This window comes from Kribbella sp. NBC_00662 (assembly GCF_041430295.1).
Taxonomy (GTDB): Bacteria; Actinomycetota; Actinomycetes; order Propionibacteriales; family Kribbellaceae; genus Kribbella.
The window spans coordinates 7,854,827-7,880,373 of sequence record NZ_CP109029.1 but is presented as its reverse complement, the minus strand read 5'-3'; the positions used below and the strand labels follow the sequence as shown (position 1 = coordinate 7,880,373).

Sequence of the window (25,547 nt, the reverse complement as noted above, 5' to 3'; positions counted from 1 at the left end):
CCGCCAGGCCGAGCCGCCGCCGCCGTACCGAATCAACACTGAACGCGTTCAACGCCCCACCTGGGGAGTATGGCCCGCAAGGCCAGAACTCAATGGAATGGAGAAGTGCCGCAAGTGGCAGCTGAAATGTTCTACGACGACAACGCCGACCTGTCGGTGATCCAGGGCCGCCACGTGGCCGTCCTCGGCTACGGCTCCCAGGGCCACGCCCACGCGCTCTCGCTGCGCGACTCCGGCGTCGACGTCCGGGTCGGTCTGCCGGAGGGTTCGAAGAGCCGGGCCAAGGCCGAGGCCCAGGGCCTGCGGGTGCTCACCCCGGCCGAGGCGGTCGAGGAGGCCGACGTCATCGTCGTGCTCGCCCCGGACCCGGCCCAGCGCAAGCTCTACAAGGAGGCCATCGAGCCGAACCTGGTCGACGGCGACGCGCTCGTCTTCGGTCACGGCTTCAACATCCGGTTCGGCTACATCAAGCCCCCGGCCGGCGTGGACGTGTTCATGGTCGCCCCGAAGGGTCCGGGCCACCTGGTCCGCCGTGAGTACACCGAGGGCCGCGGCGTACCCGTGCTGGTAGCGGTCGAGCAGGACGCGACCGGCAAGGCGTGGGACCTCGCGCTGTCGTACGCGAAGGGCATCGGCGGTCTGCGGGCCGGCGGTATCAAGACCACCTTCACCGAGGAGACCGAGACCGACCTGTTCGGTGAGCAGGCCGTCCTCTGCGGTGGCGTGTCGGCGCTGATCCAGAACGGCTTCGAGGTGCTGACCGAGGCCGGCTACCAGCCCGAGGTCGCGTACTTCGAGTGCCTGCACGAGCTCAAGCTGATCGTCGACCTGATCTACGAAGGCGGTATCGCCAAGCAGCGCTGGTCGGTCTCCGACACCGCCGAGTACGGCGACTACGTGTCCGGCCCGCGGATCATCGACGCGTCGGTGAAGCAGCGCATGAAGGAGGTCCTCGGCGACATCACCGACGGCACCTTCGCGGCCCGCTTCATCGCCGACCAGGACGCCGGCGCGCCGGAGTTCGCCGAGTTCCGCAAGCAGAGCGAGGCGCACCCGATCGAGGCCGTCGGCAAGGAACTGCGCGGCCTGATGGCCTGGGTCAAGTCCCACGACGACGACTACGTCGAGGGCACGTCCGCCCGCTGACCTCCGCGTACCCCGCAGGATCTGAGGGGCCCGGACCATCCAGGTGGATGGCCCGGGCCTCATCTTTTGACACAATGTGTGACGGTTGTGGTTCGGGCAGGTGATTGCGGGGGAGGTGACCGGCGGTGGAGGACGGCAGGAACGGGCTGCCGCGGCCGCCTCGGCGGATCCCCGCGAACGCCGGTTCGCTGACCCATCTGGAGGCTCCCAGCCGCCGTGCCGCGCCCCAGCCGCCGCCCCGGCGGCCGTGGATCTTCGGCCGGATCCTGGCCGGGTTCGTCGTACTGCTGGTGATCATCGCTGCCGGCGCGGGCGCGGGCTGGTTCGTCCACGAGCAGCGCCTGGCCATCAAGACCGACGAAGTACTGAAATCTGCCGGTCCGGCGGTGGTCCGGGTGCTCGCGACGACCTGCGGTTCGACCGGCGAGGCATCCGGCGTACTGATCGACAACGGGCGGGTCCTGACCGCGGCGTCGGCGGTTGCGAACCCGAGGTCGATCGTGATCGTGACGGAGGACGGCCGGATCCGGCGGGCCAACCTGCTGGGAACCAGCTCGGACGGCGTCGCCGTACTGCAGTCGATCGGCCTCGACGGTACGCCGATGCACCTCGCGGCCGCCGATCCCGACCCGAAGGCGCAGCGCGCTCTGATCGGTTACACCGCCGCGGGCAAGCAGACGATCAACCAGGTCGGCTCGACGGACGACCCGAGGGCCCTGAGCGAGGTCATGAACACGGCCAAGCTCGGCGGCCCGGTCGTCGACAAGTCCGGCAGCCTGATCGGGCTCGTCACCGGCGCCACGGTGCAGGCCAGCGCGATCGTCCCGCTCGAGAACCTCCGCGGGTACGTCGCGGTGGCGCCGGCGGGCCTCACCGTCGCGACGGCCGGCGACTGCCCCCATTCGCGCGGTCCGCAGATCGCGGTCCAGCCGGCGCTGCAGGTCGCCGGGACGCCGCTGAACGTCGAGGTGCAGCGGCTGCTCGGCAACTACGTGACCCTGGAGAACCAGCAGGACTTCCCCAGGCTGCAGTCGCTGTACTCGGCCAGATACGCCAAGGGCATGACCGAGGACCGGGATCGGACCAACCACCAGACGACGTACTTCTTCAATCCGAAGCTCACCGACGTGGCTCCGGACGGCGCGTACGCGCGGATGTCGTACAACGTCCTGTTCGCGCCGACCGCCAAGGGTGCGGACGGCCAGAACTGCAACCGGCTCGACGTGCGCTTCCAGCTGGTCCGGGTGGACGGCAAGCTGCTGATCGACCGGACCGTGCCGATGGCGACCCCGGTCAGCTGCGACACCGACTAGCCCGCTATCTGGGTGCCCACCACACTCTGCGACCGGAGGAGGTAGGCTGGGCCTCAGCGGGCACAGCGCGGTGCTCTGTAGATCATGAGCCCCTACCGCTTCTGCAGGAGATCCCTCCATGTCATCCCTGACTGACGTAACCCGGCCCGTCGTCCTGATCGCCGAAGAGCTCAGCCCGGCCACCGTCGAGGCGCTCGGCCCCGACTTCGAGATCCGGCACGCGAACGGCGCCGACCGCGCCGAGCTGATCCCGGCCATCGCCGACGTCGACGCCATCCTGATCCGCAGCGCCACCAAGGTCGACGCCGAGGCGCTCGCCGCCGCGAAGAAGCTGAAGGTCGTCGCCCGCGCCGGCGTCGGCCTCGACAACGTCGACGTGAAGGCCGCCACCCAGGCCGGCGTGATGGTCGTCAACGCGCCGACCTCCAACATCACCAGCGCCGCCGAGCTGGCGGTCGCGCTGCTGCTGGCGTCCGCGCGCCGCGTCCCGGCCGCGAACGAGTCGCTCAAGAAGGGCGAGTGGAAGCGCAGCAAGTACTCCGGCGTCGAGCTGTTCGAGAAGACCGTCGGCATCGTCGGCCTCGGCAAGATCGGCGTCCTGGTCGCGCAGCGGCTGGCCGCCTTCGGCATGAACGTGATCGCCTACGACCCGTACGTGCAGGCCGGCCGGGCCGCGCAGATGGGCGTCCGGCTCGCCACGCTGGACGAGCTGCTGGCAACCAGTGACTTCATCTCGGTGCACCTGCCGAAGACCCCGGAGACGATCGGCCTGATCGGCGACGAGCAGCTGCACAAGGTCAAGCCCGAGGTCATCATCGTGAACGCGGCGCGCGGCGGCATCGTCGACGAGCAAGCGCTCTACAGCGCCCTCAAGGAGGGTCGCGTCGCCGGCGCCGGTCTGGACGTGTTCGCGAGCGAGCCGTGCACCGACTCGCCGCTGTTCGAGTTCGAGAACGTCGTCGTCACCCCGCACCTCGGTGCGTCCACCGACGAGGCCCAGGAGAAGGCCGGTATCGCGGTCGCGAAGTCGGTGCGCCTCGCGCTGTCCGGCGAGCTGGTCCCGGACGCGGTCAACGTCCAGGGCGGCGTGATCGCCGAGGATGTCCGCCCGGGTATCGGGCTGACCGAGAAGCTCGGCCGGATCTTCACCGCGCTGGCCGGTGGCGTCGCGCAGCAGCTCGACGTCGAGGTGCGCGGCGAGATCACGCAGTACGACGTGAAGGTGCTCGAGCTCGCGGCGCTGAAGGGTGTCTTCGCGGATGTCGTCGAGGACAACGTCTCGTACGTGAACGCACCGCTGCTGGCGGCCGAGCGGGGCCTCGAGGTCCGGCTCGTCACCGACCACGACAGCCCCGAGCACCGCAACCTGATCACGCTGCGCGGCACGCTCGCCGACGGTGTCCAGGTCTCGGTCTCTGGCACGCTGGTCGGCGTACGGCAGTCGGAGCGGCTGGTGGAGATCGACGGGTACGACGTCGAGATCGAGCTCGCCGCGCACCTGGCCTTCCTCACCTACGAGGACCGTCCGGGCGCGGTCGGCCAGATCGGCCGCATCCTCGGCGACGCCGATGTGAACATCGCCGGCATGCAGGTCAGCCGTGACCGCAAGGGCGGCAAGGCCCTGGTCGCGCTGTCGGTCGACTCGAAGATCGCGCCGAACGTGCTGGACGACATCGCCGTCGCGGTCCAGGCCGACACGGCCCGCACCGTGGACCTCGAGGCCTGAGTCACACGAACGACTGATTTACTGGAGGCGGTCAGCCGCCCGCAGGCGCATGGCGGCTGACAAGGGCCCGGGCTCAATAGCCCGGGCCCGCTTCTGTTCCTGGTGCCGGGTCTTCTAGTGCCGGGTGGCGAGGAGTACGGCGGCGTCGGGGGCGACCATCACCTCGACGGTCGTGAAGCGCTTGTCCATGAGCCACTCCTGGCGGAGCGTGTCGACGCGGCCCTCGTACATCGGCGGCCAGACCGCTGACGGCGTGAAGTCGTCCAGTACGACGAAGCCGCCGGGCTCGACCACGTCCGCGATGATGTCGCGGGCCGACAGCTTGGCCTCGCGCGCGTCCACGAACAGCAGCGCGAACGGTCCGCGCTCGATCAGCGCGGTCCAGTCCGCCGAGACGACCTCGATCCGCTCGTCGGCGGCGAACAGCTCCGCGACGGCCTGCGCCAGTTGCGGATCGCTCTCCGCGGTGACGATGTTCGTCGACTCCCCGGCGCCGCTGCGCAGCCAGGCCGAGCCGACCCCGCAGCCCGTGCCGAGCTCACCGAGCAGACCGGTCTTGGACGCGGCGAGCGCGGCGAGCAGCCGGCCGGTCTCGTTCCGGGTGGAGCTGACGAATCCACGCCGGCCGGACAGGCTGAGGGCCGCCGAAACCAGCGGCGGCAGTTCTGGAGGAGCGCTCACCGGCTGAGAGTTGCACAGGTCAGGCCCAGGACCAGCACCGGGATCTCACATTCCGGGACAAGCTGCCCGCATAGTGGTGAAATAGTCGGACGTGCGAGTAAATTCGTGCGCATCCTGCCGCCCACGACATATTTGGGAGCAGCGCATGTACGACATGTATCCAGCCAACTGGCCCGCGATCGATGCCCGGGAGCGGAAGGCGGCCCGCCGTCGCCGTACCGTCCGCCCGGCCGGTGACGAGGTCAAGGCTGTCCAAGAGGCCATGAACCGCCGTGACAATGGGGGAGAACCCAAGAAGTGAGCGAGAACAAGAACTTCACGCTGGCCGTCGTTCCCGGTGACGGGATCGGACCCGAGGTCACCACCGAGGCCCTCAAGGTCCTCGACGCGGTAGCCGCGCAGCACGGCGTGACGTTCGAGCGGACCGAGTACGACCTCGGCGCGAAGCGCTGGCACGCCACCGGTGAGACGCTGCCGGACGCCGAGCTGGAGGAGATCCGCAAGCACGACGCGATCCTGCTCGGCGCGGTCGGCGACCCGAGCGTGCCGTCCGGCGTACTCGAGCGTGGTCTGCTGCTCAAGCTCCGCTTCACCCTCGACCACTACGTGAACCTGCGGCCGTCGAAGATCTACCCGTCGGTCGGCTCCCCGCTGGCCAACCCCGGTGAGGTCGACTTCGTCGTCGTCCGCGAAGGCACCGAGGGTCCGTACGTCGGCAACGGCGGCGCTCTCCGGGTCGGCACCCCGGCCGAGATCGCGACCGAGGTGTCGGTCAACACGGCGTACGGCGTTGAGCGGGTCGTCCGCGACGCGTTCGCCCGCGCGCAGGCCCGGCCGCGCAAGAAGCTGACGCTGGTGCACAAGAACAACGTGCTCGTGCACGCCGGTCACCTCTGGAAGCGGACCGTCGACAAGGTCGCCGAGGAGTTCCCGGAGATCACCGTCGACTACCTGCACGTGGACGCGGCGACGATCTTCCTGGTCACCGACCCGGCCCGGTTCGACGTGATCGTCACCGACAACCTGTTCGGCGACATCATCACCGACCTGGCGGCCGCGATCAGCGGCGGGATCGGGCTGGCCGCGAGCGGCAACATCAACCCGGACCGGACCGCGCCGAGCATGTTCGAGCCGGTGCACGGCTCCGCGCCGGACATCGCCGGCCAGCAGAAGGCCGACCCGACCGCGGCGATCCTCTCCGCGTCGTTGCTGTGCGAGCACCTCGGCCTGACCGAGGCCGCCCGCGCGATCGAGGCAGCCGTCGAGGCGGACATCGAGGAGCGCACGGGCGCGGCCCGCAGTACCTCGGAGATCGGTGACGCCATCGCCAAGCGCGCGGCGGGCTGACCCGTGCCGGCGTACGACGCTCGCATGACCAGTTGGTCGAGAGGTACGGTGCGGCTATGAGCGAGTTCACCGTTGAGCCAACCACCACACCGGCCAGCGACGACCAGCGCGCCCAGATCCTGGCGAACCCGGGATTCGGGCAGTACTTCTCCGACCACATGGCGATCGCCACCTGGACGGCCGAGAAGGGCTGGCACGACGCGCGGATCACCGCCTTCGGACCGCTGGAGCTGTCTCCCGCGACCGCGGTGTTCCACTACGCCCAGACGATCTTCGAAGGGATGAAGGCCTACCGGCATCCCGACGACTCGATCCACCTGTTCCGGCCCGAGGCCAACGCGGCCCGGTTCCAGCGGTCCGCGCAGCGCCTCGCGCTGCCCGAGCTGCCGACCGAGGTCTTCCTCGACTCGCTGCACCAGCTGGTCGAGCTCGACAAGGCCTGGGTGCCCGGCGGCGGCGAGACCTCGCTGTACCTGCGGCCGTTCATGTTCGGCTCCGACCCGTTCCTCGGCGTCCGTCCGTCCAGCCACGTGACGTACTGCCTGATCGCGTCGCCGGCCGGCTCGTACTTCGCGAAGGGCGTGAAGCCGGTCCGGATCTGGCTGAGCGAGGAGTACACGCGGGCGGCCCCCGGCGGCACCGGCGCGGCGAAGACCGGCGGCAACTACGCCTCCTCGTTGCTCGCCCAGGCCGAGGCGATCGAGGAGGGCTGCGACCAGGTCGCGTTCCTCGACGCGGTCGAGAAGAAGTGGGTCGAGGAGCTCGGCGGGATGAACCTGTACTTCGTCCTCGACGACAACACCGTCGTCACGCCGGAGCTGTCCGGCACGATCCTCGAGGGCGTCACCCGGGACTCGATCCTGAAGCTCGTCACCGACCTCGGCTACACCGTCACCGAGCGCAAGATCTCGGTCGACGAGTGGCGCGAGGGCGCGGCCTCCGGCAAGGTCAAGGAGGTGTTCGCCTGCGGCACCGCCGCGGTCGTCACCCCGGTCGCCTCGCTCAAGTGGAAGGACGGCGAGACCCAGATCGGCGACGGCAACGGCGGCCCGGTCACCGCGGCCGTCCGCAGCGCTCTGCTGGACGTCCAGTACGGCCGCGCCGCGGATCCGCACGGCTGGATGACCCGCATCGTCTGAGTGGTTTCGGTTGGTGGCCCGGCGCAACGGTGCCGGGCCACTGCTGTTTCACAGGATCTTCTCAGGTGTGCTGCCTGGACCGGTGGTCGCTGCCGGCAACCTCGGTTCGGTAGGGTCGGGCGGCATGAGCGGGTTTCCGGATGAGGTCGAGGGTTACTACGTCGAGCTGGCCGAGCGTCGGGGATGGTCGGACGAGACGGCGGCCGCGATCCGGGCGACGGTCGAGCTGATCCGGGATCTCGATCGCGGTACGGCGCCGCGGACGTACGGCGCGGTCGTCGACGACCACGGGACCGACTGGCTCTACGAGGCGGTCTGGCACGAGCGCGAGTGGGTCGTGATCCGGCAGCTCGGGTCGGGCGAGGACGGCGAGGTCACCCGGTACTGGTGGCAGCGGCTCGAGGACGACGAGGGCATGCTCACCGACCAGGCCCTCGACCGCGAGGAGTGGGGATTGCGGCCTTTGTCACGCGAAGACTTCTACACCGCCTGGGACGATCCCGGATGGTCCCTTACGGCCTGAACTCCAGTACGCGCCGGAGTACTGAATGTTCGTGATGCGAGACAGTCACGCCATCGTTCGGACATTGTGTGGCAGACTGCAAAACGTCATGAAGAACTACCAGGGCATTATTCCCTAGGCGCGCTCAGCAAGCTGTACCTGAGCGCGCAGACCTCTCGCACTTTGCGGGAGGTTTTTTGTTTGCCCAACACCCCTTCTGGAAGGCCGGCCCCCTATGAGCATCTCGGACGATTTCCACGTCTACGACACGACTCTTCGCGATGGCGCGCAGCAGGAGGGGCTGGCGCTGTCCGTGGCCGACAAGATCGTGATCGCGCAGTACCTGGACGAGCTGGGGGTCGGGTTCATCGAGGGCGGCTGGCCGGGTGCGGTGCCCAAGGACACCGAGTTCTTCGAGCGGGCGCGGACCGAGCTGCACCTGAAGAACGCGACGTTCGCGGCCTTCGGCGCGACCCGCAAGCCGCAGACCGCGGCCGCCGACGACCCGCAGGTCGCCGCGCTGCGTGACTCCGGCGCCGGCGTCGTCACGCTCGTTGCCAAGAGCCACGATGCGCATGTCGAGCGCGCGCTGCGGACGACGCTCGACGAGAACCTCCGCATGGTCGCCGACACCGTCAGGCATCTGCGCGAGCACGGTCAGCGGGTCTTCCTCGACACCGAGCACTTCTTCGACGGGTACCGCGCCAACCGGGCGTACGCGCTGGAAGTAGTACGGGTAGCCGTCGAGGCCGGGGCCGATGTGGTCGCGCTCTGCGACACCAACGGCGGGACCTTGCCGCGGGAGTTGCAGGACGTCGTCCGGGATGTTCTCGATTCCACCGGGGCCCGGCTCGGCATCCACTGCCACAACGACGCCGGCTGCGCGGTGGCGAACTCGATCGCCGCTGTCGAAGCCGGCGTCACGCACGTCCAGGGCACGATCAACGGGTACGGCGAGCGCACCGGCAACGCCGACCTGCTGGCGATCGTCGCCAACCTCGAACTGAAGCGCGAGCACGAACTGCTGCCGCCGGGGAACCTGGCCGAGTCGTTCCGGATCGCGCACGCGATCGCCGAAGTCACGAACGTGCCGCCGTCGACCCGGCAGCCGTACGTGGGCCTGTCCGCGTTCGCCCACAAGGCGGGCCTGCATGCCAGCGCGATCAAGGTGGACCCGGATCTCTACCAGCACACTGATCCGGCGCTGGTCGGCAACGACATGCGGATGCTGGTGTCGGAGATGGCCGGGCGGGCGAGTGTCGAGCTGAAGGGCCGCGAGCTCGGGTTCGACCTCGGTAACGACCGGGACGTGGTCAGCCGGGTGACCGAGCGGGTGAAGGAGATGGAGTCGCGCGGGTACACGTTCGAGGCGGCGGACGCGTCGTTCTCGCTGCTGCTGACCGAAGAGGTCACCGGGAAGCGGGCATCGTTCTTCGACGTCGAGTCGTGGCGGGTGATCACCGAGTCGCGCGCCGACGGCGAGGCGGTGTCCGAGTCGACGGTGAAGCTGGTCGCGGGCGGCGAGCGGGAGATCGTGACGGGGGAGGGGAACGGTCCGGTCAACGCGCTCGACCATGCGCTGCGGACGGCGATCGAGCGGGCGTACCCGGTGGTGAACAAGTTCGAGCTGGTCGACTACAAGGTCCGCATCCTCGACTCGGGTCATGGCACGGACGCCGTTATCAGAGTCCTGATCGAGACCGCGGACGGCGAGGGCTCGTGGGTGACGGTCGGGGTCGGTCACAACATCGTCGAGGCGTCGTGGGAGGCGCTGGTCGACGGTGTCACGTTCGGTCTGCTGCGCCACAAGGAGGTCGCACGATGAGTCTGCTCGCGGTCGAGCGAACGATGACGGTCTTCACCGCCGAGGTGGTCGAGACCGGCGGCATGCTGGCGCGGATCGCCGTACTGCTGAATCCGTACGACGTACGTGAGCTCGAGCTGTCGCTGGACCGGGGTGAGCTGCGGATCGTTGTCGAGGGCAATGGATTCGACGCCGGGCGGGTGGCGGCGCGGCTGGAGAAGGTGATCGGGGTGCTGGAGGTCGCGGTCAGCTGACCTCGGCACCTGCCAGATAGACGGCTTCTACGGTGAGGTCCGGCGAGAGCAGGACCAGGTCGGCTACGTTGCCGGTGGCAAGCGTTCCGCGGTCGTGCCAGCCGTAGTGGCGGGCTGCGTTGCTCGCTACCAGCCGGGCAGCTTGTGGGACTTCGACACCGAGGATGCGTGCGGCGGTCGCGAGTGCGTCGGCGAGGAAGTGGACGGAGCCGGCCAGGGTGTCGGTGCCGCGCAACGTGGCGACGCCGTTGCGGACGTGGACGTGGCGGTCGGCGTACGAGTACTCGCCGTCGCCCAAGCCGGTCGCCGCCATCGCGTCGGTGACGAGGATGGTCCGGTCGGGGCCGGCGGTCCGGGTCGCGACCGTCAGGGCCTCGGGTGAGAGGTGGGTGCCGTCGGCAATCAGTTCGCACGCTATGCGGTCGTCCGTCAGTGCAGCGCCGACCGGACCAGGCTGCCGGTGCGTCATCGGAGGCATCGCGTTGAACAGATGCGTCGCGGTCCGCGCCCCGGCGTCGAACGCCCGCCGGGTCCAGGTCCCGTCGTCATCGGTATGCCCGACCGCAAACGTGATCTCGTCCCGATGCCGCCCGATCAACTCGATCGCCCCCGGCAACTCAGGCGCAATCGTCATCGCCATCGCGAGCCCACCGGCGGCCGCGATCAACTCCTCAAACACCCTCTCATCAGGCTCGAGCAACGCATCCGCCGTCTGCGCCCCACGCCGCCGCTGCGACAAGAACGGCCCTTCCAGGTGAATCCCGCGAATGTTCGGCGCCGCCCCGCTCGCCACCGCGCGGGCAACCGCCGACGCAGCCTCGATCATCCGATCGAGCCGCATCGTCGCCACCGACGCAATCAGACTCGTGGTCCCGTGCTCGAGATGACTGCGAGCCGCCCGCACAACATCCGCCACCTCACCGGAGTACAGCGCCGCCCCACCACCCCCGTGACAATGCGTATCAACAAACCCCGGCAGCAACCACCCATGCCCGACGTCGACAAGCTGCTGGGTCATGGGTGGTCGCCCCTGGCCGAGGGCGGCTATCCGCCCGTCCTCGACCTGGAGCCAGCCTTCGGTTGGTTCTGGTGTGCAGAGGCGCGCATTGACGAAGGTGATCACGGGGCCAAGAGATGGCGGGCTGCTGCTTCTGCGCAGACTCGGGCGCTGCCGAAGGTTTGGAGCCAGCCGGCGAAGCCTGAGTAGTCGACGCCGGGGACGCCCATGTCGACGACGATCATGTCCGGGTGTTGGGTCTGCAGTTCGCCGATCAGTTTCTCCTGCCAGTCGAAGCGATGCGCCCCACGGACCAGCAGCACCACCTGACTGTCAGCGCCGTACTCCGACCGGAACTCACCCACCCCGGCCCGCGCCATCCCCGGTCCGTTGTACGTCGACCCCGACAACCCGATGCTCTCGACAACCTTCCCCGCATCGCGCAGCAACGTCTCCACGCCCCACCCGGACGACCCGGCGGCTGGCGAGTGCGTCGGCTCCAACCGGATGATCAGTACGGCGTCACTCCGCACCCGCGGATCCCCATGCGTCACGACGACCTGCTCGGCCAACCGCACGCCCAACTCGTTGTCCCGCTCCGCCACATCCGCCTTCGGCCGCGTCCCGAGCCGAGCCAACCGCTCGTTCGCCTCCTCCAACCGCTCCAACGGCAACCGACCGCTCTCGACCGCATCGACCAACGCGGCCGCCGCCACATCGACGTCGTCGAGGAACGCCCAAGACCCCAGACACAGCGCGTCAGCCCCAGCCTCGATCGCCCGTACGGCGGCCTCCGGCAGCGGCGCCACGTCCGCGATCCCGTACATCTCGAGCGCGTCCGTGATCACCACCCCGTCGTACCCGAGCTCACCCCGCAGGATGTCCGTCAGCAGCACCTTGCTGATCGTCGCCGGTACGTCGTCCACCTGCGGCACCAGATCGTGCGACACCATGATGCTGTCGACTCCGGCCTCGATCGCCGCACGGAACGGATCGAGGTAGCTCGCCAGCAACTCCTCCCGGGAAACGTCGACCAGCGGCGTCGCGAGATGCGCATCGGTCCCGCTCATGCCGTGCCCCGGGTAATGCTTGGCACACGCACTGACCCCCGCCGCCTGCAGCCCCGCCACCCAAGCGGCCGTATGCCGGCTGACCAGCTCACGATCCGCGCCGAAGCAACGGATCCCGTTCGGGCTCATCGGGTTGACTGCCGTGTCCACTGCCGGAGCCAGGTCCCAATCGATCCCGGCCTCGACCAGCGACAGCCCGATCTGGAACGCCGCCTGCCGGGTCAGCTCCACGTCGTTCAACTCGCCCAGCGCGCGGTTACCCGGCATCGAGAAGCCACCGAGATCGGCGATCCGACTGACATCACCGCCCTCTTCGTCGATCGACAGCAACACGTGATCGCGCAGACCGTGCAGCTGAGCCGCCAACTGCCGGAACTGCGGCCCGTCGACGGTGTCCCTGCCGAAGATCACGAACCCGCCGAGGCCGGCCCCGATCCGCGACGGAACCCAGTTCGGGACCGAGGGCCGGCCGAGCGCCGGGAACAGCACACCATGGGCGAGCCGGTTGAGCTCTGCGTTCACTACATCCTCCAGGGGAAATCAGCCTTTGACCGCGCCGGCCGTCATCCCGCCGACCAGCCGGCGCTGGATCAGCAGGAAGACGATCAGCACCGGGAGCGAGAAGATTGCCGACGCCGCGATGGTGGCGCCGTTGTCGATGCCGTCGGAGGTCTGGAACGAGACCAGCCAGACCGGCAGCGTGTAGTTGTTCTGCGACTTCAGGAACACGTAGGCGAACAGGTAGTCGTCCCACGCGCTGATGAAGGCGAAGATCGAGGTGGCCACGATGCCCGGCGCGAGCAGCGGGAGCTGGATGTGCCAGAACGCGCCGAACCGGCCGCAGCCGTCGACCATCGCGGCTTCTTCCAGTTCCAGCGGGATCCCGGCGACGAACCCGCGCAGCGTCCAGATCGTGAAGGGCAGGACGAACGTCATGTACGTGATGATCAGTCCCGGCACGAAGTCGATCGCGCCGACCGACCGCAGCATCAGGTAGAGCGGGATCACCATCGCCGAGCCGGGCACCATCTGGACCAGCACCAGCCCGACGAGGAACGCCCGCCGCCCGACGAACCGGAACCGGGCCAGCGCGATCGAGGCGCCCAGGGCAACCACCAGCGCGATCAGCACGGTCGACACCGAGACCAGCAACGAGTTGCGCACGTAGTGCAGGAACGGCCCGTGCGTCAGCGCCGTACGGAAGTTGTCCAGGCTCAGCGGCCAGGGGATGAACTCCGGCGTCGCCGACAGGATCTTGCCGGGCTGCTTCAACGCGGTCGCGAACATCCAGTAGACCGGGAAGATCACCACCAACGAGACCAGCACGGCGATGGTGTTCGGCAAAGCCCGCTTGCGCCTCATGCGATCGCCTCGTCCTGCGCGAACAACCGCCGTACGTAGAGCACGGACAGTACGGCGAGCAGCAGCACCGTGATGATCGCGATCGCCGCGCCGCCGCTGTAGTCGTTACGGGTGAAGGCCTCGAGGTACGAGTAGACCCCGAGCGTCGTCGTACCGCCGTCCGGACCGCCCTGCGTCAGCACCCAGATCGGCGTGAACGAGTTGACCGACCAGATCACTTCGAGCAGGACGAGTACGGCGAGCACCGGGCCGAGGATCGGCATCGTGACGTGTCGCGCCACGTTCCACCGCCCGGCGCCGTCGAGCGCGGCGGCCTCGTACAGATCACCGGGGATCTGGCCCATCGCGGCGTACAGCGTGAGTGCGACGAACGGCAGACCCTTCCACACGATCAGCGCGATGATCAGGAACAACGCCTGACTCGGTGACGAGAACCAGTCGTGCGCCGAGAAGTCGCCGAACACCTTGAGCTGCGTGATCACCCAGTTCAGGACGCCGTACTGCGGCTCGAACAGCCACCGCCAGATCATCGTCGCCGACACCATCGGCATCGCCCAGACCAGCACCAGGCAGACCGACAGCATCACCCGCGCCCACCCCGACACCTGCATCAGCAGAGATGCCAGCAGGAAGCCGATGACCATCAGGCCGCTGACACAGGCGACGCTGACGATCAGGGTGCGCAGCAGCGTGAACCAGAAGTCGCTGTCGCCGAGCACCCGGGTGAAGTTGTCGAGCCCGACGAACGGCGCTTCCCCGGTGAACAGCGACCGCGGCCCGAAGTCCTGCAGCGACAGCCAGATCAGCCGCACGATCGGATACCCGAGCACAGCGGCGAACGCGATCAGCGCCGGTCCGATCAGGCCGTACGGCGTGAGCCGCGCCAGCCGGTTCCCGCGCACCGCCTGATGGGTCGGCGCCGTGACCGAGGCGGTCTCCTGGGTCAGCGAGGTCATCGGACGTCAGCGCTGTCCGGACTGGGCGTTGAACGCCTCGGTCGCGTGTTTGTCGTAGTCCTTGGCGGCTCCGGCGATGTCAGCGCCCTTGGCGATCTTCGAGAAGAACTGCTCGTTGTAGCTCTCGGTCTCGAGCGTCGCCTCGCCCGGTGTCGACGGCAGCGCCTGGCTCACCGTGGCTGCCTGTGCGCCGAGCTTCAGCACCTCCGGCACGTTGCCCGTCGGCAGGAAGGAGGCGACCACCGGGAGTTGGTGGATCGTCCGGGTCATCGTCTGCTGGAACGTCTTGCCGGTGATGATCTTCAGCCAGTCGACAGCCATGTCCTTGTTCGGGCTGTTCTGGGCGATGCCGATCGTCGAGCCGGCCACGATCACCGGCAGCGGCTTGCCCGCTTCGTAGCCGGGCATGATGAAGTACCCGGCGTCCGAGGCTGCCTTCGCGTTCTTCTCAGCGACCGCGCCGGGCTCCCAGGCCTTGACGTAGATCATCGCGGCCTTCTGGTCGGCGAAGATCTGATCCTGGTCGGGGCTGTCGGTGTTCGCGCCGATCGAGGACGGCGTCGAGCAGGCGTTCTGGAACTTCTTCCACTCGGCCAGGCCGGCCTGGTTCTCCGGGCTGCTCATCTGCGCGGTCCATTTGTTGTCCTTGTCGGTGGCGATCGTGCCGCCCTTGCCGAACAGGAACGGCATCCCGGCGAACCAGTACTGGCCGGGCATGTAGAACGCCGAGAAGTTCGGCGTGGCGGTGTGCGCCTTCGCGAGCTTCCCGCAGTCCGCGACGAGTTCGTCCACGGTCGCCGGAGGCTTGGCGATCCCCGCGGCGGCGAACATCTTCTTGCTGTACATGACGACTTTGGTTCCGCCGTACAGGGGAGTGGCGTAGAGCTTGTCCTGGTACGTCGACGGTCCGGCCAGGCCCGCGAGCCATTGGTCGGACGACTCGAACTCGCCCTTCTTGTCGGTCAGCTCGGCCAGGGCGCCTGAGGCGGTCAGCATCGGGGTCTGGGTGTTGCCCATCTCGACGATGTCGGGTGGGTTGTCGGAGGCGAGCGCGGTGGTCAGCTTGGTGACGATGTTGTCCCACTGCTGTACCTCGACGGTCACCTTCACGTCGGGGTGCTTCTCGTTGAACTGCTTGGTGACGTCGCCGATGATCTTGTTGTCACCGGGGCCGCCGGTCATCATCCAGACCGTCAGTTTGTTGGTCGGCGCGGCCTTGCTCGGGCCGGAGCCTCCGCACGCGGCCGCGCTGAGCGATATCGCTGCGACGAGAGCCACGGTCTTCCAGGGCTTCATGCGAGTTCCTCTGTGTCTGATGGGTCGACAGCGCAGCCGTCCAGCTGGGCCACGACACCGGGGGCGGACGTAGTGATCGAGGCGACCTGGTGGCGAGCCACCCCGATCGCGGTGTAGTAACCACTCAGGGCGGCGGCCATCGCGCCCAGCAGGCCGCCGGAATCCCCGAGCACAGACCGGCGCAGATCGCTGTGCACGCCGACCGTCTCGTACGTCTCGGCGCTCACCGACTCCAGCACGGAGTCGCTGAACGCACCGGAGAAGCCGCCGGTGAAGACCACCGTGCTCGGCTCGTAGGCCAGGGCAACGATCGACACCAGATGCAGCAGCGCCTCGTGGATCTCGTCGACCAGGCCGCCGAAGCGGTCCGGATCGGCGAAGACCTCGTCGGCCTTCCTCAATCGATGACCTGCGGTATGGGCGAGGGCGAGCAGGCCCGCGCCGGACAGGAGATCCCGCAGCCGTTCCTTGCGGCCCGGCAGCCGGAGCCGGCCGAACTCGCCGAGCAGACCCTCGGGTCCGGCGAGCACCTGCCGGTTGAACGCGACCGCCGAGCCGAGACCAGTGCCCAGGCTGAGCAGGACGACGGTCTCGTCCCGGGGTAACTCGCCGTAGTGCAGCTCACCCAGCAGCGCCAGGTTGGAGTCGTTGTCGATGATCGTCGGTACGCCGAGCTCCGCGGCGACCGTTTCGACGAACGTGGTGCCGAGGATCTGCGGCAGGTTGAACGCGCCGACCACGCGATCCTTGGTCGAGGCAACGACACCGGGCAGTCCGATCGCCACCGACGTGAGCGGTACGCCGTCGCCGTACCGCTCGACCAGCCCGAGGACGCGCTTCGCGATCCAGGACGCCAGCTCGGCGGCGCCCAGGTCACGCGGTGTCTCGTCCCGGCAGCGGATGATCGCCGTACCGATGCCGTCGGCGATCACCATCCGGCAGTAGGTGCCGCCGAGGTCGATCCCGCACACCAGCCCGGACTGCGGGTTGAACCCGAGTGCGGCACCCGGCCGGCCGGGGCCGTCCCGGACGATCTTGTGCTGCTCCAGGGCCAGCCCGTCGGCGAGCAGATCGTCGACGATCCGGGCCACCGTGGCCCAGCTGAGTCCGGTCTGCTGCACCAGTTGCCGCCGGTCGATCCCGGCGCCGGACAGCAGCGCGGCGATGACCGCCCCGCGGTTCGCGGTCCGGGTGCCGACACTGCCTCGTTCGAGCTTCGCCATTTATTCTCACGGTGAATAGAATTGGTTGAGACTGAGACGCTAGTCCGGCCCGGCGGGCCGTGTCCAGGGATTCCGAAAACTTCCTGCAGAGCCGTTTGTGCGGCTAATGACAGCCTGAACTGATCAGTCTGGACTGATGAGTTATGGTGGGCGGTATGGAGATTTCGGCGTCCGCCGCGCAGGCGGCCAGTGAGGTCCGGGTGGTCTTCGGCCGCGTCAAAAGACGGCTGAAGGCACTGGCCGACACCGATGATCTGACGCCGTCGCAGTCCTCGGTGCTGAGCCGGCTCGACAAGGACGGACCGGCGTCGGCGAGCGAACTGGCCACGGCGGAGCGGATCCGGCCGCAGTCGATGGCGGCGATCCTGGCCGCGCTGCGGCAGGCCGATCTGATCCAGCGGCACCCCGATCCGCAGGACGGCCGCCGGCAGGTGGTGTCGCTGACCTCGGCCGGTCGGCATCGCCTGCAGGGTGATCGCAAGGTCCGGCAGGAGTGGCTGGCACAGACGTTGCAGGACCACTGCACGGAGGCCGAGCGGCAGAAGATCATCACGGCCCTGGCGCTCCTCGATCGGGCGATCGAGGCAGCCCGGTGAGCGCTCGGATGGCTGCTCCGGTGGCTGCTCCGGTGGCTGCTCCGGTGACTGCTCCGGTGACTGCTCCGGTGACTGCTTCGGTGACTGCGCTGTGACTTCGGAGCCGTTGAGGTTCGACCGGCGCCTGATCGCGCCGATGATCGTCGGTTCGGTGCTGAACCCGATCAACTCGTCGATGCTCGCGGTCGCGCTGATCCCGATCGGCGCGGCGTTCGGCGTACCGCCGTCGCAGACCGCCTGGCTCGTCACCGGGTTGTACATCGCGACCGCCGTCGGTCAGCCGGTGATGGGCCGGCTGGTCGACCTGTTCGGCCCGCGACCGCTGTACCTGATCGCGACCTCCCTCGTCGGTGTCGCCGGTCTGCTCGGCGCACTGGCCCCGAACCTCGGCGTACTCGTCGGGTCCCGGGTCCTCCTCGGCCTCGGTACGTCGGCGGCGTATCCGGCCGCGATGTCGTTGATCCGCAGTGAGGCCGACCGGACCGGGATGGAGACGCCCGCCGTCATCCTGAGCAGCCTGTCGGTCGCGAACCAGGTGATCGCGGTGATCGGCCCGACGCTCGGTGGGTTGCTGATCGGGCTCGGCGGATGGCACCTGATCTTCACGATCAACGTGCCGTTGTCGGTGATCTGCGTGGTTCTCGGTTCGCTGTGGCTGCCGCGCCGGGCGCGGTCGCGCGGCGCCGGGGGACTGGACTTCGCCGGGATCGCACTGTTCGCCACGACGTTGATCGCGCTGATGTTGTTCCTGATGCAGCCGCGGTTGTCGCGGTGGTACGTACTGGTCCTTGCACTGGTCCTGGGTGTGTCGTTCGTGATCACGCAGTTGCGGGTCGTCGAGCCGTTCATCGACCTGCGGGTGCTGGGCGGCAACCGGCCGCTGATCCTGACGTACACGCGCCAGGTGCTCGCGTACGTCGGCGCGTACTCGTTCCTCTACGGCTTCACGCAATGGCTGGAGGAGGCCCGCGGCCTCAGCGCGTCCTCCGCTGGTCTGCTTCTTCTACCACTGTCCCTGGCGGCGGTACTCGTCACGCTGCTCACCGGTCGTCGCGCCGCGATCCGCGGGAAACTCGTTGCCGGCAGCATCTGTCTCGTGGCGGCCGCGGCGGGTCAGCTGTTCATCGGTCCGGGTACGTCGATCTGGATCCTGGCGGTGGTCGGTGTTGTCGCCGGTGTCCCGCAGGGCCTGAACAACCTCGCCAACCAGACCGCGCTCTACCAGCAGGCCGATCCGGCCCGCATTGGTTCGTCCGCCGGCCTGTTACGGACCTGCGTGTACGTCGGTGCACTCATCTCCGCGGCAGCCAACGCCCACTTCTTCCAGCACGGTGCAACGACGGCCGGACTGCACGAGATGGCGATCTTCCTGCTCGTCATCGCCGGTCTGCTCGTGCTGGTGACGTTCGCGCAACTCCCCGAATAGAAGGGCTTCACCCGTGTCAGTCACCACCCTCGACCCGAAGACCGCGCTGGTCGTCATCGACCTGCAGAACGGTGTCGCCGCCCTCCGCGGCGAGCCCCACAGCACCGCCGACGTGATCGGCAAGACTGTCGAACTCGCCGACGCGTTCCGCAAGCACGACCTCCCGGTGGTCCTCGTCCGGGTCAGCTTCGCGGCCGACGGCGCCGACCGGCTCACCGGCCGGACCGAGCGGCCTCCCCGGTCCGGCGGTGGTACGCCGCCGGCCGGCGCGGACCAGATCGTCGACCAGCTGTCCGGCCACCCCGAGGACATCGTCGTGACCAAGCGCAACTGGGGTGCGTTCCACGGCACGGACCTCGACGTACAGCTGCGCCGCCGGGGCATCACGCAGATCGTGCTGACCGGTGTCGCGACCAGCATCGGCGTCGAGTCGACGGCGCGGGCGGCGTACGAACACGGCTACAACGTCACACTCGCGACGGACGCCATGACCGACCTCGCCACCGAGTCCCACGACCACGCCCTGACCCGCATCTTCCCCCGCCTCGGCGAGTCCGGCACCACCGCGGAGATCATCGACCTGCTCGGCGCCTGAAGACCCTGACCCACGCGAACAACCCCGCGGTGACCGATCTCCTCGGATCGCTGGTTGTCGAGGGGTGCCACGGCTAGCATCGCGAGCATTCGAGTCTGAGGAGGGGGACTATGTCGCTGACTGATCGCGAGCGGTCGGAAGTCGAGCAGGCAAACACGTCCGGCAAGCAACCCGTGGTGTTCATCCACGGGTTGTGGCTGTTGTCCAGCAGCTGGGACCGCTGGCGGAGGCTGTTCGAGGAGAACGGCTACAGCACGATCGCACCGGGTTGGCCGGACGACCCGGAGACGGTGGCGGAGGCGCGGGAACACCCCGAGGTGTTCGCGCACAAGATGGTGCAGGCGGTCACCGACCACTACCTCGAGGCGATCCGCGGACTGGATCGGAAGCCGGCCGTCGTCGGGCACTCGTTCGGTGGGTTGATCGCGCAGAAGATCGCGGGGGAGGGCGCAGCGGCGGTCACCGTGGCGATCGATCCGGCGCCGGGACGCGGCGTGCTGCCGTTGCCGGCGTCGGCGTTGAAGGCGGGCTCGCCGGTGCTGGGGAACCCGGCGAACGCGCGGCGCTCGGTCACGCTCACCTTCGACGAGTTCAAGTACGGCTGGGCGAACAACCTCGACGAGGACGAGGCCCGGCAGTTGTACGACGAGTTCCACGTCGCGGCGTCCGGCGTACCGATCTTCCAGGCCGCGGTCGCGAACCTGAACCCGTTCAGCGAGACGAAGGTCGAGTACAAGGCGGCGGACCGCGGGCCGATCCTGCTGGTCTCGGGGGAGAAGGACCACACCGTTCCGCACGCGATCACGCACGCGGCGTACAAGCAGCACTTGAAGAACGACGGCATCACCGAGTTCACCGAGCTCCCGGGCCGGGGTCACTCGCTGGTGATCGACCACGGCTGGGAGGAGGTCGCCACCACGGCGCTCGACTTCATCCGCAAGTACGACCCGCCGTCAGCCGGCTGACAGGACTGACAGGACTGACAGGCCTGACAGCCGGCTGAGCGGGCCGGGCGAAGACTGATAAAGGAAGGCCCGCGGGGCGGCGAGTAGCTCCGCGGACCTTCCGTCTGTGTGGATCTCGTGTCAGTCCCAGCTGAGTCCGCTGGCGGACTGGTACTCGATCACCCGGGTCTCGAAGAAGTTCTTCTCCTTCTTCAGATCCATCACCTCTGACATCCAGCCGAAGGGGTTCCGCGTTTCACCGAAGATCGGATCGAGACCAATCTGTTCTGCACGGCGGTCGGTGATGAAGTGCATGTACTGCTCGCACAGCTCCGACGTGAGGCCGAGCATGCCGTTCGGCATCGTGGCCCGGCCGTACGCGACCTCGAGCTCGCACGCCTCGGTCAGCATCTGCCGGACCTCGGCCTGGAACGCGGTCGTCCACAGGTGCGGGTTCTCCTGCTTGATCTGGTTGATGCAGTCGATGCCGAAGTTCAGGTGGATCGACTCGTCGCGCAGGATGTACTGGTACTGCTCGGCGATGCCGACCATCTTGTTCCGCCGGCCGAGCGACAGGATCTGTGCGAACCCGGTGTAGAACCACATCCCCTCGAACACCACGTAGAACGCGATCAGGTCGCGCAGGAACGCGGTGTCGGCCTCCGGCGTACCGGTCCGGAAGTCCGAGTCCTCGAGGTGCTGCGTGTACTTCAGCGCCCAGGCGTCCTTGTCGGAGATCGACGGCACCTCGCGGTACATGTTGAACAGCTCGCCCTCGTCGAGCCCGAGCGACGTGCAGATGTACTGGAAGGTGTGCGTGTGCACGGCCTCCTCGAACGCCTGGCGCAGCAGATACTGCCGGCATTCGGGGTTGCTCAGCTGGCGGTACACGGCGAGCACGATGTTGTTCGCGACCAAGGACTCCGCGGTGGCGAAGAAGCCGAGATTGCGCTTGAGCATCAGCCGCTCGTCGTCGGTCAGGCCGTCGCGCGACTTCCACAGCGAGATGTCCGCCTGCATGGAGACCTCGGTGGGCATCCAGTGGTTGTTGCACCCGGCAAGGTACTTCTCCCAGGCCCAGGTGTACTTCAGCGGCAGCAACTGGTTGACGTCCGCCCGCGAGTTGATCATCGCCTTGTCGGCAACTTCAACTCGTGCCGCTCCAACAGAGATGGTGGTCACTGGCAGGCCTCGCAGTCAGGGTCATCGATGGAGCAGACCGCTCCGGTGGCTTCGGGAATCGCTACTGGTACGGCGTTCAGCCGGCCGTCGGTGCCCTTCAGCGTGGACTTCTCCACGTGGGTCGCCGACTGGGAACGCAGGTAATAGGTCGTCTTGAGGCCATAGCGCCACGCCGACCGGTACAGCTCGTCCAGCCCGCGACCCGACGGCTTCGCCATGTAGAGATTCAGCGATTGCGCCTGGTCGATCCACTTCTGCCGGCGCGACGCCGCCTTCACCAGCCACTGCGGGTCGATCTCGAACGCGGTCGCGTACAGCTCCCGCAGCTCCGCCGGGATCCGCTCGATACCGCCCAGCACCCCGTCGTGGTACTTGAGGTCGGACACCATCACCTGGTCCCACAACCCGCGCGCCTTCAGGTCGGCGACCAGGTACGGGTTGGCGACGGTGAACTCGCCGGACATGTTCGACTTCACGAACAGGTTGCTGTACGTCGGCTCGATCGACTGGCTCACGCCGCAGATGTTGGAGATCGTCGCGGTCGGCGCGATCGCCATCACGTTGGAGTTCCGCATGCCGTCGCGGAGCACCTTCTGCCGCAGCGACTCCCAGTCCAACGTGGTGCCCTCGTCCACGATCACGTCGCCGCCGCGAGCCGTCTTCAGCAGCTCGAGCGAGTCGATCGGCAGGATCCCCTTGCTCCACAGCGAACCGTCGTACGTCGAATAACGGCCGCGCTCGGCGGCGAGATCGCTCGACGCCTCGATCGCGTGATAGCTGATCTGCTCCATCGAACTGTCCGCGAACTCGACCGCGGCATCCGACGAGTACGGGATCCGCAGCGCGAACAGCGCGTCCGCGAACCCCATCAGCCCGAGCCCGACCGGTCGGTGACGCTGGTTCGCGCGCTCCGACTCGGGGGTGGTGTAGAAGTTCACGTCGATGACGTTGTCGAGCATCCGGACCGCGGTCTTCACCGTGTCGCGGAGCAGTTCGGCGTCCAGACCGTCGGCGGTGAGGTGCGCGACCAGGTTGACCGAGCCCAGGTTGCAGACCGCGGTCTCCTCGACAGTGGTGTTGAGGGTGATCTCGGTGCACAGGTTCGACGAGTGGACGACGCCGTCGTGCTGCTGCGGCGAGCGCAGGTTGCAGGCGTCCTTGAACGTGATCCACGGGTGCCCGGTCTCGAACAGCACGGTCAGCATCCGCCGCCACAGCTCGACCGCCTTGACCCGCTTGAACACCTGGATCTCACCCCGGTCCGCGGCCGCCTCGTACGCGACGTACGCTTCCGCGAACGCCGTGCCGTACAGGTCGTGCAGATCGGTCACCTCGTTGGGCGAGAACAGCGTCCACTCGCCATCGGCCTCGACCCGCTGCAGGAACAGGTCCGGCACCCAGTTCGCGGTGTTCATGTCGTGCGTACGCCGCCGCTCGTCGCCGGTGTTCTTCCGCAGATCGAGGAACTCCTCGATATCGATGTGCCAGGTCTCCAAGTAGGCACAGACTGCGCCCTTGCGTTTTCCGCCGTTGTGAGCCAGGCCTGCGACGGTCATATAGGACTCGTCGACGTCAACCTCGAGGTCGTGAACGACCGGCGCCATGGCCGTGGGACTGATCTGGCGCACCCGCGAGAAGACCATGCCTTGGTGACTGATCCAGTTCAGCTTCGTCACCGGTTCGGCGCCCACGAGCTCGGCGATCTCCGGAACCGCCGGGACGCGGAGATCGAAAACATGAACAGGTTTCGTGAAGCTGATCTCCGATCCGTCGGAGCGCCTGCCGACGTGACCATCTTCTCGTACCCGGAACTGTCCCGCAGTGGGAATGCCGAGGCGGAGCAGTTGGTAACGCATATCTGCGGCGAGACGTCGGGAGGTCGTCGTGAAGTAGATCTCCTTGCCACGCGATACTCCGCCGTCGGTCTCCAGCAGACCACGAACAAGTGCGCGCGTCTGGGGAAGTGGCAGGTGAGAAAGCCGACGAGCGACGTGTTTGGAATGCTGCTCGTCGTAGATGTCCTCGGTGGTGAACGGCAGTGTCGGATCACCCGGACCGACGATTCGTCCCGTCACCGGGTCACGCCTGGGACCGCGGCCCGACGCCCAATGGATCTGAAGATAGGCATCTCCGCGACCGCTCTCCCAGAAGTGGATCCCGCGTGAGGTGAGGTAGTCGCGGACGAAAGACAAGTGGGTGTCGACCTGCGGGTTGCCGGATACGCCCCACTGGCTGCCGTTCTTCGAGAGATGGCCGTCGCCGAGGAGGACGCCGTACAGCCGCGCGTCGTCCTCGGTCAGTCCTCGCACCGGGACGATCTCCTGCGGAATGACCTGGCCGACATAGTCGCCCTTGCTGAGCATGGCGGCCTCGACCCAGCCTGCCTTCACTTTCTCCTTGGCAAGCCACTCGTGTGTGCGCTGGTTGGCCTGCTCCATCGGAACGCCCTGGATCGCGTAGAACGGATGCCCTGCGGTGACGACGAGTGGCTCGATCGAATGCTTGACGTCGATCTCCACCATCGGACCGTCCTGGCTGTATTCGAACGTCTTGGTGACCTCCCGGTAGCGGCCGCTCGCTCCGAGCACCAGATCTCCCACCCGGATGTCACGAATCGGGGTAGCCCCGGCGGCGGTGTAGACCAGGGTTCCCGGCGCAAAGCACTGGTTCACAGCTACAGCCGTGTCGTTGGCGATTTTCAGGAAGGGGACGACGCCCTGGGACTCGCCGTTGGTGCCACGGATCTTGGCGCCGATGCCGCGGACCGGGGTCCAGTCGTTGCCCAGGCCTCCGGAGTACTTCGCGAGCAGCGCGTTGTTGCGGATGCCGTGGAAGATGCCGGCCAGGTCGTCCTCGACCGTGGTCAGGAAGCACGAGGAGAGCTGCGGCCGGGTGGTGCCGGAGTTGAACAGCGTCGGCGTCGACGACATGAACCGGAACGAACTGAGCAGCTCGTAGAACTGGATCGCCCGTGCTTCGCGGTCGTCCTCACGCAGCGCCATCCCCATCGCGACCCGGAGGAAGAACGCCTGCGGCAGCTCGTACCGAACCTTGTCGATGTGCAGGAGATACCGGTCGTACAGCGTCTGCAGGCTGAGGAATGTGAAATCGAGATCGGCGTCCGGCCTGATCGCCGCCGCGAGCCGCTCGAGGTCGAAGGTGCCGAGCTCGGGGTCGAGCTGGCCGGCCTCGATCCCGGTGCGGACGTACTGCGGGAAGTAGGTCGTGTACGCCTCGGCCATCTCGGCCTGGCTGGCCTGCCGCGGCTCGCCGTGGACACGGCCCAGCGCCTCGCGCCGGATCTGGTCCAGCAACAGGCGGGACGCGGCGAAGCTGTACTGCGGCTCGGTCTCGACGAAACCGCGCGCGGCCATCACCAGCGCGAGCTCGACCTCGTGCTGTGCGATGCCGTCGTAGCAGGCGCCGAGCGTCTCGTCCAGGATGAGTTCGGGGTCGACCGCGTCGAGCCCGGCTGCGGCCTCTGCGACGATCACCCGCAGCCGGTCGACGTCGAGCGGCGACCGGGTGCCGTCGGCCGCGCGGACGGTCAGCGCCGGCTTCTCGGCGACGCCGGCCGCGTCGGCAGGTGTGCGAGCCTTGGTCCGCTCCTCGCGGTACAGCACGTAGGCGCGGGCGACCTGGTGCTCGCCGGCGCGCATCAGCGCCAGCTCGACCTGGTCCTGGATGTCTTCGACCTGCACGCTGCGGCGTGAGTCACCGCGGCTGGTCAAGGCGCCCACGACCCGGCCGGTCAGGTCGGTCACCAGGTCGCGGACCCGGTGGGTGGCGCCGGCGTCGGCGCCCTCGACCGCGAGGAAGGCCTTCGTCATGGCGACGGAGATCTTGGTGGCGTCGAACGGCGTGCTGCTGCCGTCCCGACGGATGACGGTGAGCTCGACCGGCTGATCCGCCGCGACGGACGCGGAGCCAGCCGTTGAGGAAGCCGTTGAGGAAGCCGTTGAGGAAGCAATGGTCACAGGTGTGCTCT

At 67.9% G+C, this 25,547-nt stretch carries 22 protein-coding genes; 13 read left to right on the top strand and 9 right to left on the bottom strand.

Annotated features, from left to right (window positions below):
• The first annotated feature begins 126 nt into the window (after window positions 1–126).
• From ilvC to serA, 3 genes are all read left to right on the top strand, one after another.
• Complete coding sequence (gene ilvC, locus OHA10_RS38750; protein WP_371408040.1) at window positions 127–1,146, top strand: ketol-acid reductoisomerase; 1,020 nt, start codon at window positions 127–129, stop codon at window positions 1,144–1,146.
• Window positions 1,147–1,271: 125 nt separating this feature from the next.
• Window positions 1,272–2,459, top strand: a complete 1,188-nt coding sequence (locus OHA10_RS38745; RefSeq protein WP_371403756.1) for a serine protease — start codon at window positions 1,272–1,274, stop codon at window positions 2,457–2,459.
• A 118-nt stretch (window positions 2,460–2,577) separates the two neighbouring features.
• Complete coding sequence (gene serA / locus OHA10_RS38740) at window positions 2,578–4,185, top strand: phosphoglycerate dehydrogenase (RefSeq protein WP_371403755.1); 1,608 nt, start codon at window positions 2,578–2,580, stop codon at window positions 4,183–4,185.
• Window positions 4,186–4,299: 114 nt separating this feature from the next.
• Here serA and OHA10_RS38735 read toward each other — a convergent pair whose 3' ends face one another.
• Window positions 4,300–4,866, bottom strand: coding sequence for a class I SAM-dependent methyltransferase (locus tag OHA10_RS38735; RefSeq protein ID WP_363877812.1), 567 nt, complete (start codon window positions 4,864–4,866; stop codon window positions 4,300–4,302).
• Between the two features lie 145 nt (window positions 4,867–5,011).
• On the opposite strand from OHA10_RS38735, the gene OHA10_RS38730 reads away from it, so the two are divergent.
• From OHA10_RS38730 to OHA10_RS38705, 6 genes are all read left to right on the top strand, one after another.
• Window positions 5,012–5,167 carry a hypothetical protein gene (locus tag OHA10_RS38730; RefSeq protein WP_371403754.1) on the top strand — a complete coding sequence of 52 codons (156 nt, stop codon included), beginning with the start codon at window positions 5,012–5,014 and terminating at the stop codon, window positions 5,165–5,167.
• A complete protein-coding gene (locus OHA10_RS38725; protein WP_371403753.1) occupies window positions 5,164–6,213 on the top strand; it encodes a 3-isopropylmalate dehydrogenase in 1,050 nt (349 codons plus the stop codon). Before OHA10_RS38730 ends, OHA10_RS38725 begins: the two co-directional genes overlap by 4 nt.
• Window positions 6,214–6,269: 56 nt before the next feature.
• Complete coding sequence (locus tag OHA10_RS38720; RefSeq protein WP_371403752.1) at window positions 6,270–7,352, top strand: branched-chain amino acid aminotransferase; 1,083 nt, start codon at window positions 6,270–6,272, stop codon at window positions 7,350–7,352.
• Window positions 7,353–7,476: 124 nt separating this feature from the next.
• The gene (locus OHA10_RS38715) at window positions 7,477–7,875 is read left to right on the top strand and encodes a hypothetical protein (protein WP_371403751.1); all 399 of its coding nucleotides are present in this window, start codon (window positions 7,477–7,479) and stop codon (window positions 7,873–7,875) included.
• Window positions 7,876–8,089: 214 nt separating this feature from the next.
• Window positions 8,090–9,679 (top strand): citramalate synthase, encoded by a 1,590-nt coding sequence (gene cimA, locus OHA10_RS38710; protein ID WP_371403750.1) that lies wholly within the window; start codon window positions 8,090–8,092, stop codon window positions 9,677–9,679.
• On the top strand, window positions 9,676–9,912 hold the full coding sequence (locus OHA10_RS38705; RefSeq protein ID WP_371403749.1) for a hypothetical protein: 237 nt from the start codon (window positions 9,676–9,678) through the stop codon (window positions 9,910–9,912). Before cimA ends, OHA10_RS38705 begins: the two co-directional genes overlap by 4 nt.
• Here OHA10_RS38705 and nagA read toward each other — a convergent pair.
• Genes nagA through OHA10_RS38675 form a run of 6 tightly spaced genes read right to left on the bottom strand, consistent with a single transcriptional unit; the run spans window position 9,905 to window position 16,816 of the window.
• Entirely contained in the window at window positions 9,905–11,035 is a 1,131-nt protein-coding gene (gene nagA, locus OHA10_RS38700) for an N-acetylglucosamine-6-phosphate deacetylase (RefSeq protein ID WP_371403748.1), read from the bottom strand. The two genes, OHA10_RS38705 and nagA, sit on opposite strands and share 8 nt — an antisense overlap.
• Entirely contained in the window at window positions 11,032–12,501 is a 1,470-nt protein-coding gene (locus OHA10_RS38695; protein ID WP_371403747.1) for a glycoside hydrolase family 3 protein, read from the bottom strand. Before OHA10_RS38695 ends, nagA begins: the two co-directional genes overlap by 4 nt.
• Window positions 12,502–12,519: 18 nt before the next feature.
• A complete protein-coding gene (locus tag OHA10_RS38690; RefSeq protein ID WP_371403746.1) occupies window positions 12,520–13,341 on the bottom strand; it encodes a carbohydrate ABC transporter permease in 822 nt (273 codons plus the stop codon).
• Entirely contained in the window at window positions 13,338–14,297 is a 960-nt protein-coding gene (locus tag OHA10_RS38685; RefSeq protein ID WP_371403745.1) for a carbohydrate ABC transporter permease, read from the bottom strand. Before OHA10_RS38685 ends, OHA10_RS38690 begins: the two co-directional genes overlap by 4 nt.
• Before the next feature lie 6 nt (window positions 14,298–14,303).
• A complete protein-coding gene (locus OHA10_RS38680; RefSeq protein ID WP_371403744.1) occupies window positions 14,304–15,593 on the bottom strand; it encodes an extracellular solute-binding protein in 1,290 nt (429 codons plus the stop codon).
• Window positions 15,590–16,816, bottom strand: coding sequence for an ROK family protein (locus OHA10_RS38675; protein ID WP_371403743.1), 1,227 nt, complete (start codon window positions 16,814–16,816; stop codon window positions 15,590–15,592). Before OHA10_RS38675 ends, OHA10_RS38680 begins: the two co-directional genes overlap by 4 nt.
• 155 nt (window positions 16,817–16,971) lie before the next feature.
• Between OHA10_RS38675 and OHA10_RS38670 the strand changes: the two genes are divergently transcribed.
• The 4 genes from OHA10_RS38670 to OHA10_RS38655 all read left to right on the top strand — a co-directional run bounded on the left by OHA10_RS38670 (window position 16,972) and on the right by OHA10_RS38655 (window position 20,398).
• Entirely contained in the window at window positions 16,972–17,412 is a 441-nt protein-coding gene (locus OHA10_RS38670) for a MarR family winged helix-turn-helix transcriptional regulator (RefSeq protein WP_371403742.1), read from the top strand.
• Window positions 17,413–17,503: 91 nt separating this feature from the next.
• The gene (locus OHA10_RS38665; protein ID WP_371403741.1) at window positions 17,504–18,838 is read left to right on the top strand and encodes an MFS transporter; all 1,335 of its coding nucleotides are present in this window, start codon (window positions 17,504–17,506) and stop codon (window positions 18,836–18,838) included.
• A 13-nt stretch (window positions 18,839–18,851) separates the two neighbouring features.
• On the top strand, window positions 18,852–19,433 hold the full coding sequence (locus OHA10_RS38660) for an isochorismatase family protein (RefSeq protein WP_371403740.1): 582 nt from the start codon (window positions 18,852–18,854) through the stop codon (window positions 19,431–19,433).
• 110 nt (window positions 19,434–19,543) lie between these two features.
• Complete coding sequence (locus tag OHA10_RS38655) at window positions 19,544–20,398, top strand: alpha/beta hydrolase (protein ID WP_371403739.1); 855 nt, start codon at window positions 19,544–19,546, stop codon at window positions 20,396–20,398.
• 120 nt (window positions 20,399–20,518) lie between these two features.
• On the opposite strand, the gene OHA10_RS38650 is transcribed toward OHA10_RS38655, so the two are convergent.
• Entirely contained in the window at window positions 20,519–21,559 is a 1,041-nt protein-coding gene (locus OHA10_RS38650) for a ribonucleotide-diphosphate reductase subunit beta (protein WP_371403738.1), read from the bottom strand.
• Window positions 21,556–25,530: a ribonucleoside-diphosphate reductase subunit alpha gene (locus OHA10_RS38645; RefSeq protein ID WP_371408039.1), complete on the bottom strand. Its 3,975-nt coding sequence runs from the start codon at window positions 25,528–25,530 to the stop codon at window positions 21,556–21,558. The genes OHA10_RS38650 and OHA10_RS38645 overlap by 4 nt, the downstream gene beginning before the upstream one ends.
• Window positions 25,531–25,547: the final 17 nt, after the last annotated feature.

What these genes read in the sequence shown, in the direction of transcription:
- ilvC (WP_371408040.1), top strand. Translation starts at nt 127, where the DNA reads ATGTTCTACGACGACAACGCCGACCTGTCGGTGATCCAGGGCCGCCAC.
- serA (WP_371403755.1), top strand. Translation starts at nt 2,578, where the DNA reads ATGTCATCCCTGACTGACGTAACCCGGCCCGTCGTCCTGATCGCCGAA.
- OHA10_RS38730 (WP_371403754.1), top strand. Translation starts at nt 5,012, where the DNA reads ATGTACGACATGTATCCAGCCAACTGGCCCGCGATCGATGCCCGGGAG.
- OHA10_RS38720 (WP_371403752.1), top strand. Translation starts at nt 6,270, where the DNA reads ATGAGCGAGTTCACCGTTGAGCCAACCACCACACCGGCCAGCGACGAC.
- OHA10_RS38715 (WP_371403751.1), top strand. Translation starts at nt 7,477, where the DNA reads ATGAGCGGGTTTCCGGATGAGGTCGAGGGTTACTACGTCGAGCTGGCC.
- cimA (WP_371403750.1), top strand. Translation starts at nt 8,090, where the DNA reads ATGAGCATCTCGGACGATTTCCACGTCTACGACACGACTCTTCGCGAT.
- OHA10_RS38705 (WP_371403749.1), top strand. Translation starts at nt 9,676, where the DNA reads ATGAGTCTGCTCGCGGTCGAGCGAACGATGACGGTCTTCACCGCCGAG.
- OHA10_RS38690 (WP_371403746.1), bottom strand. Translation starts at nt 13,341, where the DNA reads ATGAGGCGCAAGCGGGCTTTGCCGAACACCATCGCCGTGCTGGTCTCG.
- OHA10_RS38685 (WP_371403745.1), bottom strand. Translation starts at nt 14,297, where the DNA reads ATGACCTCGCTGACCCAGGAGACCGCCTCGGTCACGGCGCCGACCCAT.
- OHA10_RS38680 (WP_371403744.1), bottom strand. Translation starts at nt 15,593, where the DNA reads ATGAAGCCCTGGAAGACCGTGGCTCTCGTCGCAGCGATATCGCTCAGC.
- OHA10_RS38675 (WP_371403743.1), bottom strand. Translation starts at nt 16,816, where the DNA reads ATGGCGAAGCTCGAACGAGGCAGTGTCGGCACCCGGACCGCGAACCGC.
- OHA10_RS38670 (WP_371403742.1), top strand. Translation starts at nt 16,972, where the DNA reads ATGGAGATTTCGGCGTCCGCCGCGCAGGCGGCCAGTGAGGTCCGGGTG.
- OHA10_RS38655 (WP_371403739.1), top strand. Translation starts at nt 19,544, where the DNA reads ATGTCGCTGACTGATCGCGAGCGGTCGGAAGTCGAGCAGGCAAACACG.